Here is a 13,276-nt window from a genome sequence, read left to right on the forward strand (position 1 = left end):
GGGCGCAAAAATGCCCCTCCCGACTCATTTTTCGAACTGCCAGCAGGCCACGCGGTGACCCGGCGAGATCTCCTGCATTCGGGGAGGTTGCTGGTGACATTGGCCCATTGCTCGCGGGCAGCGGCTGGCAAACTTGCAGCCAACGCTTTCCCCTGTATCACCGCCGATTTCGCCTTTTAGTCCACCCTGTTCCAGCATCTGAACATGCGGGTCGGCAATGGGAATAGACGCGAGCAGCGCGCGAGTGTAGGGATGAGCGGGCTGGCCATACAGCGTTTCCGCAGGCGCCTCCTCCACCAGAGAACCAAGATACATCACCCCAATGCGGTCAGAAATGTGGCGAACCATAGACAAATCGTGGGCGATAAACAAATACGTCAGCCCAAATGTCTGCTGCAGATCCTGCAAAATATTCACCACCTGTGCCTGCACAGAGACATCGAGGGCCGACAGCGGCTCATCGCAAAGAATAAATTCGGGATTCACCGCCAGCGCCCGGGCAATGCTGATTCGCTGCCGCTGGCCGCCGCTGAACTCATGGGGAAAGCGGTCCAGGTGCTCCTGATTTAATCCCACCTGCCCGAGCAGCTCCAGAGTGCGGGCTTTCCGCCGTGCCGCATCATAACCGTGAATACGCATTGGCTCAGCGATCAGCTGCGCCACCGTCATGCCGGGGTTTAGCGACGAATAGGGATCCTGGAAAACGGCCTGCATCCGGCGGCGGATAGGCTTTAGCTGACGTTCGTTAAGCGCCGCAATATTTTGCCCGTCGAACTCAATTTCGCCGTCGGTCACCTCGAACAGCCGCAATAAGCTTCGCCCTAGCGTCGACTTCCCGCAGCCGGACTCCCCCACCAGGCCATAAGTTTCCCCCGGAAAAACATCGAAGCTCACGCCATCCACGGCTTTTACCGTGGTCCCCGGCCCGAACCAGCCCCGATTAGCGGTGAAATGTTTGTGCAGATTACGCACGCGAATCAAAGGAGTGATGTCAGGCATGAGCGGCCTCTTTTTTCCACAGCCAGCAGTTGACTTCATGGCCGTCGGCGAGCGTGTGTTTGGGTACTGCCGTGTCGCAAATGGCCATGCGCTGCGGGCAACGAGCGGCGAAAGGACAGCCGGGCGGCGGATTGAGCAGACCCGGCGGGCTACCCTCAATCGGGGACAAGCGCGCTTCGCTGCCGTCAGGGCGAGGCAACGAAGCCAGCAAACCACGCGTGTAGGGATGGGCGGGCCGATAAAAAATCGCCTCAACGCTGCCCTGCTCCATCACCAGCCCGCCGTACATCACCACCACCCGGGAACAGACTTGCGCCACCACGCCCAGGTCGTGAGTGATCAGTAAGATAGCGGTGTCCGTCTGCTGCTGAAGGTGTTTCAGCAGGCGCAGAATTTGCGCCTGAATGGTCACGTCCAGCGCGGTCGTCGGCTCGTCGGCAATCAGCAATGACGGATGGCACGACAGCGCGATCGCGATCATCACCCGCTGGCGCATTCCGCCGCTAAACTCGTGTGGATACTGGTCATAGCGTTTTTCCGGCTGGCTGATGCCCACCTGCCCTAGCATCGCTATGGCCTTCTCTTTCGCTGCCTTCTTACTCAAACTCTGGTGGCGAATAAGGATCTCGCTCATTTGTCGCCCGATGCTCAGCACCGGATTTAACGCCGTCATCGGATCCTGGAAAATCATCGCGATTTCGCTGCCGCGCAGGTGGCGCATTTGCTCCGCCGTTTTACGCGCCAGGTCTTCTCCCTGAAAACGGATATGGCCTCCCACCACCTTGCCATGGCTGCCCAGCAAATTGATCACCGATTTACAGGTAACGCTTTTGCCGCAGCCGGACTCGCCCACAATACCCACCACTTCCCCCCGCTGCACGCTGAAGGTGACGCCGCGTACCGCCTGTACTTCACCCTCTCGGGTAAAGAAAGAGGTTTTCAGGTTTTCAATTTCCAGCAAATTACGCATCGCGATTTGCCCCCGGCTCGAAAGCGGTACGGAACACATCGCCGAGCACGTTAAAACTCAGCACCGTCAGCAGGATCAGCACTCCCGGGAACATGGCAAGCCAGGAGGCTTCGCCGATGTAGGACTGAGCGTTATTCAGCATGCTGCCCCAGGAGGCATCCGGCTGCTGCACGCCGAGACCAAGAAAACTCAATGTTGACTCCATTAAAATCGCCGAGGCGATATTCAAAGTGGCTGCCACAATAATCGTCGGCAAAATATTCGGAATAATGTGCCGGGCGATAATCCTCAACGGATGCTCCCCGGAGGCTCGGGCATAAATCACGTATTCCCGTTCTTTCAGCGTCAACGTTTCTGCCCGCACCAGTCGCGACATATTCATCCAGGTCAGCGCGCTGATAATCAGAATGATGTTAGCGATGCCGGGCTTCAGGTAAGCATTGAGCACCAGCAGCAGGAAAAAAGCCGGGATCGCCATTAAAATGTCCACCAGTCTCATCAGCAAGTTATCAATTTTGCCGCCAAAGTAGCCGCTGACGGTGCCCACCAGCGTGCCCATCAGCGTGGAAAACAGCATGGCTAAAAACCCGACCATCAGGGAGATTTGCCCGCCATAAAGTGCGCGGGTGAAGTAGTCCCGGCCATATTCATCCGTGCCAAACCAGTGGCTGACATCCGGCGGCAGCATCCTTCCCTGAAGCGACATTTGATTAGGGTCCCACGGACTTAAAAAAGCCGATAATGAAGCCAGCGCAAAAATCACCAGTACCGCCAGAGAAAGCTGCGCGGGGCGGCTGCGTTTCAGGCCCTGTTTAACCTGATTCCATCTTCTGCTCATGGTTACCTCAGCGCCTTAATGCGCGGGTCCGCCACCCGATACAGAAGATCGGCCAGCAGATTCCCCACAATCAGCATCAACGCTGAGAGCAGAATAATGGCCATGATCAGCGGGTAGTCGAGGGAGGTGATGGCCTGGATCCCCAGCAGCCCCATACCCGGCCAGGAAAAGACGCTTTCCGTCACGTAGGCGCCCACCACCAGCTCGCCAAAAGAGAGGCCAAACAGCGTGATCACCGGCAGCAGCACGTTCTTCAGCACATGCCGGAACAGAACAGTACGCCGGGTTGCCCCGTAGGCCAGCTGGGTTTGCACATAGTCGGCGGACAGCTGGCTAATGGTGTTCGAGCGGATGTAGCGCACATAGCTGGAGAGGTTGTAAAACGTCAGCGCGATGCAGGGCAGAATGCCGTGACGAATCACATCGAGCCAGGAGTCCTCCGCGCCGATGGTTCGCATCCCCATGCTCGGCAGCCAGTTCAGCTGCACCGAAAACACGGTAATCAGCAGGATGCCAAACCAGAAGATCGGCACCGAGATCCCGACGTAAGCGAACAGGTTCAGAACATGGTCGAGCCAGCGGTGTTTGTACGCCCCCGCCAGTAGCCCCAGCGGGATCGCCAGCAGGATAGCTAACAACAAGGACGCGCCCATCAGGCCAAGCGTGGCCGGGATACGCTCACCGATCATCGTCAGCACCGGACGGTGGTAAATCAGGGAGTAGCCGAGATCGCCCTGCAGCAGATTTTTCAGCCACAGCAGGTACTGCACTGGCAGCGGCTTATCCAGCCCCATGCTCTGGCGGATGCGTTCGATATCCTCCGGGCTCATGCGCGGGGTGATATACGCCTGCACAGGATCGCCGGGGGCCAGCTTCACCAGTAAAAAAGAGACCAGCGAGATAAAAAGCAGCATCGGGAGCAGCTGCAGTAAGCGCCGGAAAAGAAGGTTATTCATAGTTTCGCCTTCCTCCGCCCGCCCGGCACAAACCGGCCGGGCGGAGGATCACTCATTGTTATTGTTGATAAATTTTCGACAGATCCTGGAACATATACACGGGCTTAGGCTCGGCTTCTTGCGTGCCGCCAAAACGTTTGTCCACCGCCACAACCGCGTTGGTGTAGGCAATCGGGTACCAGGCCATATCGCTGGCGACGGTTTGCTGGATCTGCTTGTAGATAGCCGCGCGCTTCGCCGCATCCGTTTCCGTTGCGCCCTGCTCCCACAGCGCATCAAACGCCGGGTTTTTATAGTGCGCGTAGTTATAGGCTTCGTTGCTCATATACAGCGACTTATAGCCGTCCGGCTCAGCGCCCATGATGTAACCGCCCAGGCTTAGTTCATAGGTCGTGTTTTTCATGTCCTGACTGCGCTGGGACATCGCGTTCGCATCCAGCGGCAGCAGTTCAACGTTGATGCCTATCGCCTTCAGCTGCTGCTGAATGTACAGCCCCATGCTTTCCTGGGTTTTATTGCTGTTGATGTAGGCCAGGCGCAGCTTCACGCCCTCCGGCTGCCCGGACGCTTTGAACAACGCTTTGGCTTTATCGAGATCGAACTTGTACGGTTCCACATCGCTGGTCTGGTAGAGGGTATCCGGGGTCAGAATAGAAGCCGCAGGTTTGGCGTAATCGAGAGAGGTGAACGCCGTTTGCACAAGGTCATCTTTATTCAGCGCGTAGGCGATGGCCTGACGAAGATCTTTGCTCTTCATGCTGTCAACGTTCTGGTTGAAAGTCATGTAGGCCAGGCGGCCTTCCGGGTAAATAACAAAATCAAACTTGCCGGTGGCTTTCAGGCGCGAAACATCCTGCGGATCGACCATCTTGAGATTGATCTCACCGTTCTGCAGCGCGAGGTTGGCAGAGTTAGCGTCCTTTGCAAAGCGGTAGGTGACCGAGTCGAGTTTCGGTTTACCGTTCCAGTAATCATCAAACCGCGTCAGGGCGTAGTACTGACCCGCCCGGTACTCTTTGAACTTGAACGGACCGGAGCCGACGGGCGCATCATTGCGGGTGCTCTTTTCCAGATCGCCTGCTTCGCTGCCGAAGATATGCTGTGGGATCGGGAAGATTTGCACCAGCGTACCGGCAAAGGCGGCGCTGACCTGAGGCAGCGTAAATTTAACCGTGAGCGGATCCACTTTGCTCACGCTCAGGGGCTGGTTGCCATAAACAAACATGCTGCGGAAGAAGCTATGCTGCTTTTCATCCAGCAGTTTATTAAAGGTGAACACCACGTCATCGGCGGTAATCGGCTGCCCATCCTGCCATTTCAGGTCAGGCTTGAGTTTCAGCGTCCAGGTGAGGTTGTCGGCTGACGGCGTCAGGCTTTCCGCCAGGCCCCATTCGATCTTGTCGCCGTTGTAGCTGTACAGCGGCGAGTAAAGCGCCTGTATGATGGTTAACGTAGTCCGATCGCTGGCGTACAGCGGGTTCATGGCCAGCGGATCGCCGGAGGTGATGCCGATTATCAGGCTGCCGCCCTGCTGCGCTTCTTTTGCCGGGGCGGGGGCCGCCGCGGTCTCTTTTTTAGCGTCATCACAGCCGCTTAAGGCCAGGGCCAGCGCGGCGACCAGCGCCGACAATACCAGAGGTTTACGCATTGCTTCAGAAACTCCTTGCTCAATAAGAGCCCGCATAGTGCGACACTCGCGATCGCTTGTAAATGTTCCTAAAAAGCATAAGCTTAGCCGATTTTTAACTATCCGCACGGTGCCTGACGCCAATGCCTGCGGGGAATATTATTTCCCCCATCTGCGTCACATATTTTTGTTTCCGCGCCTGTTTAAGACGTAAAAAAAGCAGCCCGGAGGCTGCTTTGTCACATGCGTGGTTCTCAGACTGCGTTAAGCCGGAACATTGCCACCGCGTCATGCAGGTGGTGCGCCTGTTTCTCCAGTTCAACGGAAGAGAGCACCGACTTCTGGACCAGATTCACGTTCTGCTGCGTCACGCTGTCCATTTCCCGAACGGCGATCCCGACCTGTCCGATGCCCTGACTTTGCTCGAGGGACGCGCTGGCAATCTCCCCCATGATGTCATTCACCTGCTTCACGGCGCGGAGGATCTCATCCATTGCCTCCCCCGCTTTACGCACCTGCTGCGACCCGGTGTGAATATTACTGACCGAATCGTTGAGCAGGGTTTCAATCTCTTTTGCGGCCCCGGCGCTTCTGCTGGCCAGATTACGTACCTCGCTGGCGACGACCGCAAAGCCTTTGCCCTGCTCTCCCGCTCTTGCCGCCTCCACCGCGGCATTTAGCGCCAGAATGTTGGTCTGGAACGCAATGCTGTTAATCACCGTGGTGATATCGACAATTTTGTTCGCGCTGCTGGCAATCACATCCATGGTCTTCACTACCTGCTTCACCGAATCCCCGCCGTTTACCGCAGTGTTGGTGGCATTCTGCGCGAGGTGGCTGGCGTGATTTGCATTGTCGGCGTTCAGCTTCACCGTGCTGTTCAGCTGCGCCATGCTGGCGCTGGTCTGCTCCAGCGCGGCGGCCTGTTGCTCCGAACGGGATGACAGGTCAGTGTTAACCCCGGACACTTCGGTGGCGTTGGTGCGAATAGCCTCGGCGCTGTCCCGGATGCGGCTCACCGCCCTTTGCCAGTTTTCCTGCATTTTTTGAATCGGCGGCACCATCAGGCCAATACAGTTGCGCCCCAAATCCGGCAGCGTGGCAGCCAGTTCTCCCTGCGCCAGGACGTGCATGTGGTGGCGGATCGTATTAACCGGCTTTACCAGGCAAAACCACAGGTAGCGTTCTGTAAAAATGACGATCGCAATGCTGATAGCAATGGAGATAATCAGCATCCGTTGGGCCGTGTTAATCCACGTGAGCTGATCCGGGCTCAGCGCAAGCTGTTGCTTGAGGTTATGTAATAGCCATAGCGTCGCGCCCGCCACGCAGATCCATGCCAGCGTGGAAAAGATTTGTATCAGCACCACCATCGCGCGAATTTTAATATTGCGAACAATGTTCATTTTTTGGTTCCCCGGTAAAAAATAAAATGCACTTCCTGTGCGGCTTTAGCGACGCGCGTCCTGATTTATTCCCTCGTATACCTGCATAAGTGAAATTAAATCGCGCCGTAGCGCTATTGTCGGCACGGTTCAGCAAAACTTGACGCGTTTTTGATCAAAAAATCGCCGCGTATTTTGTGGGGAATTTACGTTAGGTAAAAAGTTTTTATTTCGTAATTTGAATTAAGGGTTATTTAAAATTCGAAATTTATGGAATTTACGGCCCGCCTAATCGAACAGGCTTTTCTGCCCGCCACGCGTGCTACCATGAAGGCGGTTAAGTATGAGGTATGAATCAACGATGAAGCGCATTTATCTGGCCGTTACCGCCCTGTTACTGAGCGGATGCACCGTAAGCAAAACACCTGTTCCGCTCAATGCCAATGAGCCTGCCGGTGTTGTTCGCCTCGCCTATAGCCTGCCGCCGCTGCAAACGGCCAAAGTGGATAAATTCCTCGCCCAGTCCACGGCATCGCGTCAGTGCCAGCAATGGGGCTATGCCAGCGCACTCCCTTACGGCAGCGATATCAAGACCTGTACCACCTACAGCGGCACCCTTTGCCTGAACACCCAGGTGGTGCTGGAATACCAGTGCCGCGGCGTGACCGGCCCACAGTATGCGGGCGTCACCAGCAACTGGTAATTTACCAGTACTCCCCTATTTTTAGAGACAACTGTACAAAGAGAAGCCTGACGCCAATGTAACCCGTTCCTGACGATAAATATCTCGCGCTGCCGTTTTCCCACGGCGGCTTGACTCTATTTTTTCATCAGGAACTTAACATGCTTCTTCTATTGCTACGCGCCCTGCGCCAGCACCGCTGGTTCACGCTGCTCGGACTGGCGCTGCTGTTTTCTTCTGTGGGTAACGGCCTGACTTACGTTCTGGTCTTCAGTCAGCTGTTAAACAGTCACGCTACCCCCGCCTGGCTTTCTCTTGCTTACGTCCTCTCACTTGCGCCCGGCTTACCTGCCAGCTTTGCTGGCGTGTGGTTATTAAGGCGCTGGCCGGCGTTTTCTGTGCTGCTTCTCGGCGAAGTTTTCGGTCTTACAGGGCTGCTTCTGCCGTGCCTTGCGCTGTGGAATGAACACCCAGGCTTGCTGTTGTTAAGCCAGGCCGCCGCCGCTTTTAGCACCGGCCTGACGGTGCCGGCCTTAAGTCAGCTTTTCAAACAAGGTTTATCTAAAGCGCTAATGCCCGCCGCCGCAGGCGTTGAAACGCTGGTGTTTGCCGCCAACGTTATCTTCGGCGTGGGGCTTGGGACATTATTATATGGCCACGTCAGCCTCTGGCTGATGCTGCTGCTGGATGCAATCAGTTTCATCGTTGCCATAGGGCTGCTCTGGTACGCCTCGGCGGCCTTTGTTATGAAGGCAAAAGAAGACAGCGCCCCAGACGAAAGCGAGGAGTTTAGCTGGCAGAACGTTACCCCGGAGCAAAAGCGCAGCCTGTTGCTGTTGCCCAGCCTTGCGCTGGTCGGCGCCCCCGTGATGGCTTTGCTCCCGGCGCTGGCTCCTGCGTTGCCGGGTGATAACGCGGCCAATGGCCTGGTGCTGCTGTTTGCCCGTAGCGCTGGGCAACTGCTCGCCCCGCTCCTGCTCAGCGAAAAACAGGTGCGCAACCGGGCGGGTAAAAGCTTCCCGCTAATGCTGGCGCTGCTGCTTTTTACTTTGTGTTATTTCGCCGTGGGTTACTCGGGCACTTTGTGGCTGGCGGTGCCGCTGATCGTTATCGCTCATTTGTTCAGTAACTGGTTCTATCTGGTCGCCACGCTCAACGTGATGGACAGTTTCCCTGGCCCGCAGGTTGGCGCCGCTATGGCGGCAACCTGGCGACTGCAGCTCGGCATTACGTTAGTCGTCCCGCTGGTCACGGGAACGATTGCCGGATACTTCCCGGCGCAGTGGGTGCTGCCCGGCAGCGGCATCTGCGGGATTATTATTGCCCTATTGATGCTCGGCGACTTGCGAAAAGTGCGGAATTGTAATTTTATATCGCGGCGGAATCATTCCGCATTTAATTTTAATAATGATGATGACAGCAAGACAGGTGGATAATGGTATTTTATAAAGCAACACTGGCCGGGGCATTAGCTCTGGCTCTGACGGGCTGCGTCACGCCAGCGAAAACCACATCGGCGGTTACCGCCCCGGCTAAACAGTGCCAGGCAGGCGATCAGATGACGCAAACCACGCTCTATTTCGGCATCAGCCGCCCATCCGGCGCGGAAATTACCGCCAATGAATGGCGCAGCTTCGTGGATAAAGACGTGACCCCGCGCTTCCGCGAAGGGCTGACCGAATATGACGCCAAAGGCCAGTGGCTGAATGCTAAGGGTGAAGTGACCCACGAACCGAGCAAGGCGATCATGCTGATTCGCGGCAGCGATGCGGAGAGCAGCAAAAAGGTAGACGAACTGCGCTCTATCTATAAAACTCGCTTTGCGCAGGAATCCGTGATGCGCGTTGACCAGCCGGTCTGCGCCGCGTTCTGATGATTTTGCGTTAAAGAAACGGCGGGGAAACCCGCCGTTTTTATTTTTACAGAACCAGCCCGGCAAACGCCGCGGACAGCAGGCTGACCAGCGTCGCGCCGTACACCAGGCGCAGGCCAAAGCGAGACACCACGTTCCCCTGCTTTTCGTTCAGCCCTTTAATAGCCCCGGCCACAATCCCGATGGAAGCAAAGTTAGCGAAGGACACCAGGAAGACCGACAGGATCCCCAGCCCGCGCGGCGACAGCGTCGCCATGATCTTCTGCAGCTCAATCATCGCCACAAATTCGTTCGCCACCAGCTTGGTCGCCATAATGCCGGCCGCTTTCAGCGCATCCGCCTGAGGAATACCCACCAGCCAGGCAAACGGATAGAAAACGTAGCCCAGAATTTGCTGGAAGCTCAGACCGAAGACGGTCGCGAACAGCGCATTAATGGCGCTGATAAGCGCGATAAAACCAATCAGCATCGCCAGAATAATCATCGCCACTTTGAAACCTGCGAGGATGTATTCCCCCAGCATTTCAAAGAAGCTTTGGGATTCGTGCAGCTTCTCAAGCTTGATTTCTGGCTCAGCGCCCGGGCGGGTCGGGTTAATGATCGACAGGATAATGAACGTGCTGAACATATTCAGGATCAGCGCCGCAACCACATACTTCGGCTCCAGCATCGTCATGTAGGCCCCGACGATGGACAGCGAAACCGTGGACATCGCCGTTGCGGCCATGGTGAACAGGCGGCGAGAGCTAAGATCGCCCAGTACGCCTTTGTAGGCGATGAAGTTTTCGGACTGTCCCAGAATCAGCGAGCTCACGGCGTTGAATGATTCCAGCTTGCCCATGCCGTTCACTTTAGAAAGCAGCGTACCGACAATGCGAATAATAATAGGCAGAATGCGGAAGTGCTGCAGGATCCCGATCAGCGCCGAGATAAAGATAATCGGGCACAGCACGCCGAGGAAGATAAAGGCCAGGCCCGCTTTGCTCATGCCGCCAAAGACGAAGTCGCTACCCTGCCCGGCGAAGGTCAGAAGGTGGCCAAAGAAACCGGACACGCCGTTAATCACCCACAAGCCGCTGTCGGAGTGCAGGAAGAAGAACGCCAGCAGGCCTTCAATGACGACAAGTTGTAACAAATAGCGGATGCGGATGGTTTTACGATCGAAGCTCACCAGCCACGCCAGTCCCATGATGACAAAAAGTGCGAGAAGAAAATGAAGAATATTCATGTGCAGTCTAATTTTGAAAGAAACGTATTTAGCCACAGCTCCCGCGTCAGGTAAATGGCGGGCATAAGAATATTTAGCCATAAGATTTTCCAATGACAACATAGGCTTACTCTTAGCATGGTTACCATTTTGCGAGGCTAAATATGACTAATTCATGACACGTTATTTGGCAATAAAATAGCGAAGCGGAACAGGATTAATTCTCATTATTAATTCATTTTGTCACAAATAAAATAATAGTAACAACCATTCTCATTACACTAATATAATTAACAATTTCTTTGCATTATGGAAAATTAATAATTAAAGTAGCGCCATATTAACGCCCCTCAAAAAATATGGAGCCTGTGATGCTGAAGACGGAAATGATTGAAAAACTGAACGAGCAGATGAACCTTGAACTCTACTCCTCCCTGCTTTACAAGCAGATGAGCGCCTGGTGCAGCTATCACAGCTTCGAAGGGGCTGCCGCGTTCCTGCGCCGCCACGCTCAGGAAGAGATGGAGCACATGCAGCGTCTGTTTGCATATTTAAGTGATACCGGGAGCATGCCGCGTATTAACGCCATTCAGTCCCCGTATTTAGAATACGCTTCACTGGACGAATTATTTAAAGCGACCTACGAGCACGAGCAGTTAATTACGCGTCAGATTAATGCTCTGGTCCATTCCGCAATGACCTCTCAGGATTATCCAACCTTTAATTTCCTGCAGTGGTATGTTGCCGAGCAGCATGAAGAAGAGAAACTGTTTAAATCCGTGCTGGATAAACTCAGCCTGGTGGGCAAAAGCGGCGAAGGCCTTTACTTTGTCGATAAAGAGCTGGCCACGCTGGACGCTCAGGCTTAATTGCCGTTAAGTAGCAGGCCATTGCGGCCTGCTATTTTCATTTTAGTGCAGCGCCCCGCCGTTTCGCTGGCTGTGCCAGTATCCGTATAACGCCAGTGCCGCAGGTTTAATCGCCTCAATGCTCGCCAGAAATGCTTCCGGCGTCAGGCTTTCAAACTTCGCTTCATTCTCTTCCAGCCCATGCAGGGCAATCGCCTCCAGCTCTGGCTGAAGTTCTGCCGGCAGCGCAGGCCAGCTTTCCAGTGACACACCGCGCATGTAGCCGTAGCACCACTCTTCCACGATGGTGATTTCGCGGTTATCCACTTCGCTGGTACCAAACAGAGGCTCAAACTGCCCCGGATACTCCGCCAGGCGTTCGGCAATGTCGTTCATATGCTGGAACACCAGTACGCTAAAGCGCGTCAGCTCTTCTTTGCTTTCCCATTCCGGCTCGACATCGCCGCCCCATACCGCCCTCAGCACGGTAGCAGGTTCGGTCACAGTTGGACCTGACAGCAGCGCCGTGAGCAGCCCATCCAGCTCGGCTACATCAATCACCGAATGTGCGGTGCCGTACTTCAGCAGAATGTCATCCAGCCAGATAATTTCGTCTTCGTTCAGCGGGCCCTGGGTCATTTTTGGCTTCCTCGTCTCGCGTTTTGAATAAAATTTGGCGTAGTGTACCCGTTCTACGCGCGACGAGTCATTTTCATTCCGCTTTCGTCAGGCATTCCACCAATAATTGACAGGTTTTGTCGTAGAGCGAGGGCGTGTGCTGCAGCGCCTGCCAGACGCTGTTGTGGTCGGCGCCCGGCACGGTCAACAAAGCATGTTTGCCCTGCCCCGACGTCGAATCATAAAGCCGGGGCGGGATCTCCGCCGGGATCACCCGATCTTCAGCCGCGGCGATGACCAGAATATTACCGCCAAACTCAGTCACGGCCTTCCAGGCGTCACTGTCGGCCCAGCTTCGCGGCTGGCGGATAATGGCGGAAAATTCAGGCCCGAAGTTAATCCGGTAAGCCGAAGGGTGATACACGCCCGGCACCATCAGGATAAGGGAACGCAGAGACACGGATTGGCTCAGTTGCAAAGCGTTGTACGCCCCCATGCTGACGCCCATGCAGCCGGTCAGTTGAGAACCTAAATGTTCGGCAACCGCAAGGGCCTGGTCTGTGCGGCTGATTAAAGAAGATTGAGAGAGATCGCCGCCAGTTTCCCCATGCCCGATACAATCAAAAGCCGTGCTGCCAAAACCCAGCTCAGCCATTAAGTGCCGGTACCGAAGGCTCGCCTCGCGGTCTTTTGAACCTCCGTGGATCATCAGGACGTGGCCTTTACTGGCGAAAATGCTGTCAGCCTTGAGCGCGCGGCCCTGGAAAGCGACATCAAATGGGTGTCGGGAGAAAATGTTCATCGTTACCAGATGGAATGCCAGGGAAGGGTTTAGCATGGCATGCTTTTAGCGGAACAGGCAGGATAATTTTCAGAATGGCAAATCGCAGGCAATAAAAAACCACCCGAAGGTGGTTTACACGACACTGCTTATCATTGATTTTATTCTTTTTATTCCCATGGTACCCGGAGCGGGACTTGAACCCGCACAGCCATAAGCCGAGGGATTTTAAATCCCTTGTGTCTACCGATTTCACCATCCGGGCTCGGGAAGAAATTGGAGGCGCGTTCCGGAGTCGAACCGGACTAGACGGATTTGCAATCCGCTACATAACCGCTTTGCTAACGCGCCAAAATCTTTTGCCTTTGCAGGCGGCAACAGAAAGTCTATTACCTGAATTTGGAGCGGGAAACGAGACTCGAACTCGCGACCCCGACCTTGGCAAGGTCGTGCTCTACCAACTGAGCTATTCCCGCTTTTTGTACAAGTGAC

General features: G+C 55.1%; 13 protein-coding genes and 3 tRNA genes. 4 read left to right on the top strand and 12 right to left on the bottom strand.

Annotated elements, in window-relative coordinates; genetic code table 11:
• Nucleotides 1-24 precede the first annotated feature (24 nt).
• The 6 genes from WFN87_RS00200 to WFN87_RS00225 form a co-directional block, all read right to left on the bottom strand.
• On the bottom strand, nt 25-999 hold the full coding sequence (locus WFN87_RS00200; RefSeq protein ID WP_336983375.1) for an ABC transporter ATP-binding protein: 975 nt from the start codon (nt 997-999) through the stop codon (nt 25-27).
• On the bottom strand, nt 992-1,969 hold the full coding sequence (locus tag WFN87_RS00205; protein WP_336983376.1) for an ABC transporter ATP-binding protein: 978 nt from the start codon (nt 1,967-1,969) through the stop codon (nt 992-994). Before WFN87_RS00205 ends, WFN87_RS00200 begins: the two co-directional genes overlap by 8 nt.
• Nucleotides 1,962-2,807, bottom strand: coding sequence for an ABC transporter permease (locus WFN87_RS00210; RefSeq protein WP_336983377.1), 846 nt, complete (start codon nt 2,805-2,807; stop codon nt 1,962-1,964). The genes WFN87_RS00205 and WFN87_RS00210 overlap by 8 nt, the downstream gene beginning before the upstream one ends.
• 2 nt (nt 2,808-2,809) lie before the next feature.
• Nucleotides 2,810-3,763 carry an ABC transporter permease subunit gene (locus tag WFN87_RS00215; RefSeq protein ID WP_166991564.1) on the bottom strand — a complete coding sequence of 318 codons (954 nt, stop codon included), beginning with the start codon at nt 3,761-3,763 and terminating at the stop codon, nt 2,810-2,812.
• Between the two features lie 58 nt (nt 3,764-3,821).
• The gene (locus tag WFN87_RS00220) at nt 3,822-5,411 is read right to left on the bottom strand and encodes an ABC transporter substrate-binding protein (protein WP_336983378.1); all 1,590 of its coding nucleotides are present in this window, start codon (nt 5,409-5,411) and stop codon (nt 3,822-3,824) included.
• A 233-nt stretch (nt 5,412-5,644) separates the two neighbouring features.
• Nucleotides 5,645-6,796, bottom strand: coding sequence for a methyl-accepting chemotaxis protein (locus tag WFN87_RS00225; RefSeq protein WP_008453853.1), 1,152 nt, complete (start codon nt 6,794-6,796; stop codon nt 5,645-5,647).
• Between the two features lie 322 nt (nt 6,797-7,118).
• Here WFN87_RS00225 and yecR point away from each other — a divergent pair, with 322 nt between their 5' ends.
• From yecR to WFN87_RS00240, 3 genes are all read left to right on the top strand, one after another.
• Entirely contained in the window at nt 7,119-7,478 is a 360-nt protein-coding gene (gene yecR / locus WFN87_RS00230; protein WP_034807343.1) for a YecR family lipoprotein, read from the top strand.
• 140 nt (nt 7,479-7,618) lie between these two features.
• Complete coding sequence (locus WFN87_RS00235; protein ID WP_336983379.1) at nt 7,619-8,893, top strand: hypothetical protein; 1,275 nt, start codon at nt 7,619-7,621, stop codon at nt 8,891-8,893.
• Nucleotides 8,893-9,330 (top strand): DUF3574 domain-containing protein, encoded by a 438-nt coding sequence (locus WFN87_RS00240; RefSeq protein WP_166991550.1) that lies wholly within the window; start codon nt 8,893-8,895, stop codon nt 9,328-9,330. The genes WFN87_RS00235 and WFN87_RS00240 overlap by 1 nt, the downstream gene beginning before the upstream one ends.
• Nucleotides 9,331-9,376: 46 nt before the next feature.
• Here the strand turns inward: WFN87_RS00240 and WFN87_RS00245 are convergent, their stop codons facing one another.
• Nucleotides 9,377-10,558 carry a NupC/NupG family nucleoside CNT transporter gene (locus tag WFN87_RS00245; RefSeq protein WP_008453845.1) on the bottom strand — a complete coding sequence of 394 codons (1,182 nt, stop codon included), beginning with the start codon at nt 10,556-10,558 and terminating at the stop codon, nt 9,377-9,379.
• A gap of 350 nt (nt 10,559-10,908) precedes the next feature.
• On the opposite strand from WFN87_RS00245, the gene ftnA reads away from it, so the two are divergent.
• Nucleotides 10,909-11,406, top strand: coding sequence for a non-heme ferritin (gene ftnA, locus WFN87_RS00250; RefSeq protein ID WP_336983380.1), 498 nt, complete (start codon nt 10,909-10,911; stop codon nt 11,404-11,406).
• A gap of 42 nt (nt 11,407-11,448) precedes the next feature.
• Here ftnA and WFN87_RS00255 read toward each other — a convergent pair whose 3' ends face one another.
• From WFN87_RS00255 to WFN87_RS00275, 5 genes are all read right to left on the bottom strand, one after another.
• Nucleotides 11,449-12,024, bottom strand: coding sequence for a UPF0149 family protein (locus tag WFN87_RS00255; protein ID WP_008453841.1), 576 nt, complete (start codon nt 12,022-12,024; stop codon nt 11,449-11,451).
• Between the two features lie 73 nt (nt 12,025-12,097).
• Nucleotides 12,098-12,841, bottom strand: coding sequence for an alpha/beta hydrolase (locus WFN87_RS00260; protein ID WP_336983381.1), 744 nt, complete (start codon nt 12,839-12,841; stop codon nt 12,098-12,100).
• A 122-nt stretch (nt 12,842-12,963) separates the two neighbouring features.
• A tRNA-Leu gene (locus WFN87_RS00265) sits at nt 12,964-13,049 on the bottom strand.
• 12 nt (nt 13,050-13,061) lie between these two features.
• A tRNA-Cys gene (locus tag WFN87_RS00270) sits at nt 13,062-13,135 on the bottom strand.
• Between the two features lie 49 nt (nt 13,136-13,184).
• Nucleotides 13,185-13,260, bottom strand: a tRNA-Gly gene (locus WFN87_RS00275).
• Nucleotides 13,261-13,276 lie beyond the last annotated feature (16 nt).

It is taken from the genome of Cedecea sp. AS113 (assembly GCF_037152415.1).
In the GTDB taxonomy this organism is placed as follows: Bacteria; Pseudomonadota; Gammaproteobacteria; order Enterobacterales; family Enterobacteriaceae; genus Cedecea.

Coding starts and splice junctions, on each gene's coding strand:
- WFN87_RS00200 (WP_336983375.1), bottom strand. CDS start 999: ATGCCTGACATCACTCCTTTGATTCGCGTGCGTAATCTGCACAAACAT.
- WFN87_RS00205 (WP_336983376.1), bottom strand. CDS start 1,969: ATGCGTAATTTGCTGGAAATTGAAAACCTGAAAACCTCTTTCTTTACC.
- WFN87_RS00210 (WP_336983377.1), bottom strand. CDS start 2,807: ATGAGCAGAAGATGGAATCAGGTTAAACAGGGCCTGAAACGCAGCCGC.
- WFN87_RS00215 (WP_166991564.1), bottom strand. CDS start 3,763: ATGAATAACCTTCTTTTCCGGCGCTTACTGCAGCTGCTCCCGATGCTG.
- WFN87_RS00220 (WP_336983378.1), bottom strand. CDS start 5,411: ATGCGTAAACCTCTGGTATTGTCGGCGCTGGTCGCCGCGCTGGCCCTG.
- WFN87_RS00225 (WP_008453853.1), bottom strand. CDS start 6,796: ATGAACATTGTTCGCAATATTAAAATTCGCGCGATGGTGGTGCTGATA.
- yecR (WP_034807343.1), top strand. CDS start 7,119: ATGAGGTATGAATCAACGATGAAGCGCATTTATCTGGCCGTTACCGCC.
- WFN87_RS00235 (WP_336983379.1), top strand. CDS start 7,619: ATGCTTCTTCTATTGCTACGCGCCCTGCGCCAGCACCGCTGGTTCACG.
- WFN87_RS00240 (WP_166991550.1), top strand. CDS start 8,893: ATGGTATTTTATAAAGCAACACTGGCCGGGGCATTAGCTCTGGCTCTG.
- WFN87_RS00245 (WP_008453845.1), bottom strand. CDS start 10,558: ATGAATATTCTTCATTTTCTTCTCGCACTTTTTGTCATCATGGGACTG.
- ftnA (WP_336983380.1), top strand. CDS start 10,909: ATGCTGAAGACGGAAATGATTGAAAAACTGAACGAGCAGATGAACCTT.
- WFN87_RS00255 (WP_008453841.1), bottom strand. CDS start 12,024: ATGACCCAGGGCCCGCTGAACGAAGACGAAATTATCTGGCTGGATGAC.
- WFN87_RS00260 (WP_336983381.1), bottom strand. CDS start 12,841: ATGCTAAACCCTTCCCTGGCATTCCATCTGGTAACGATGAACATTTTC.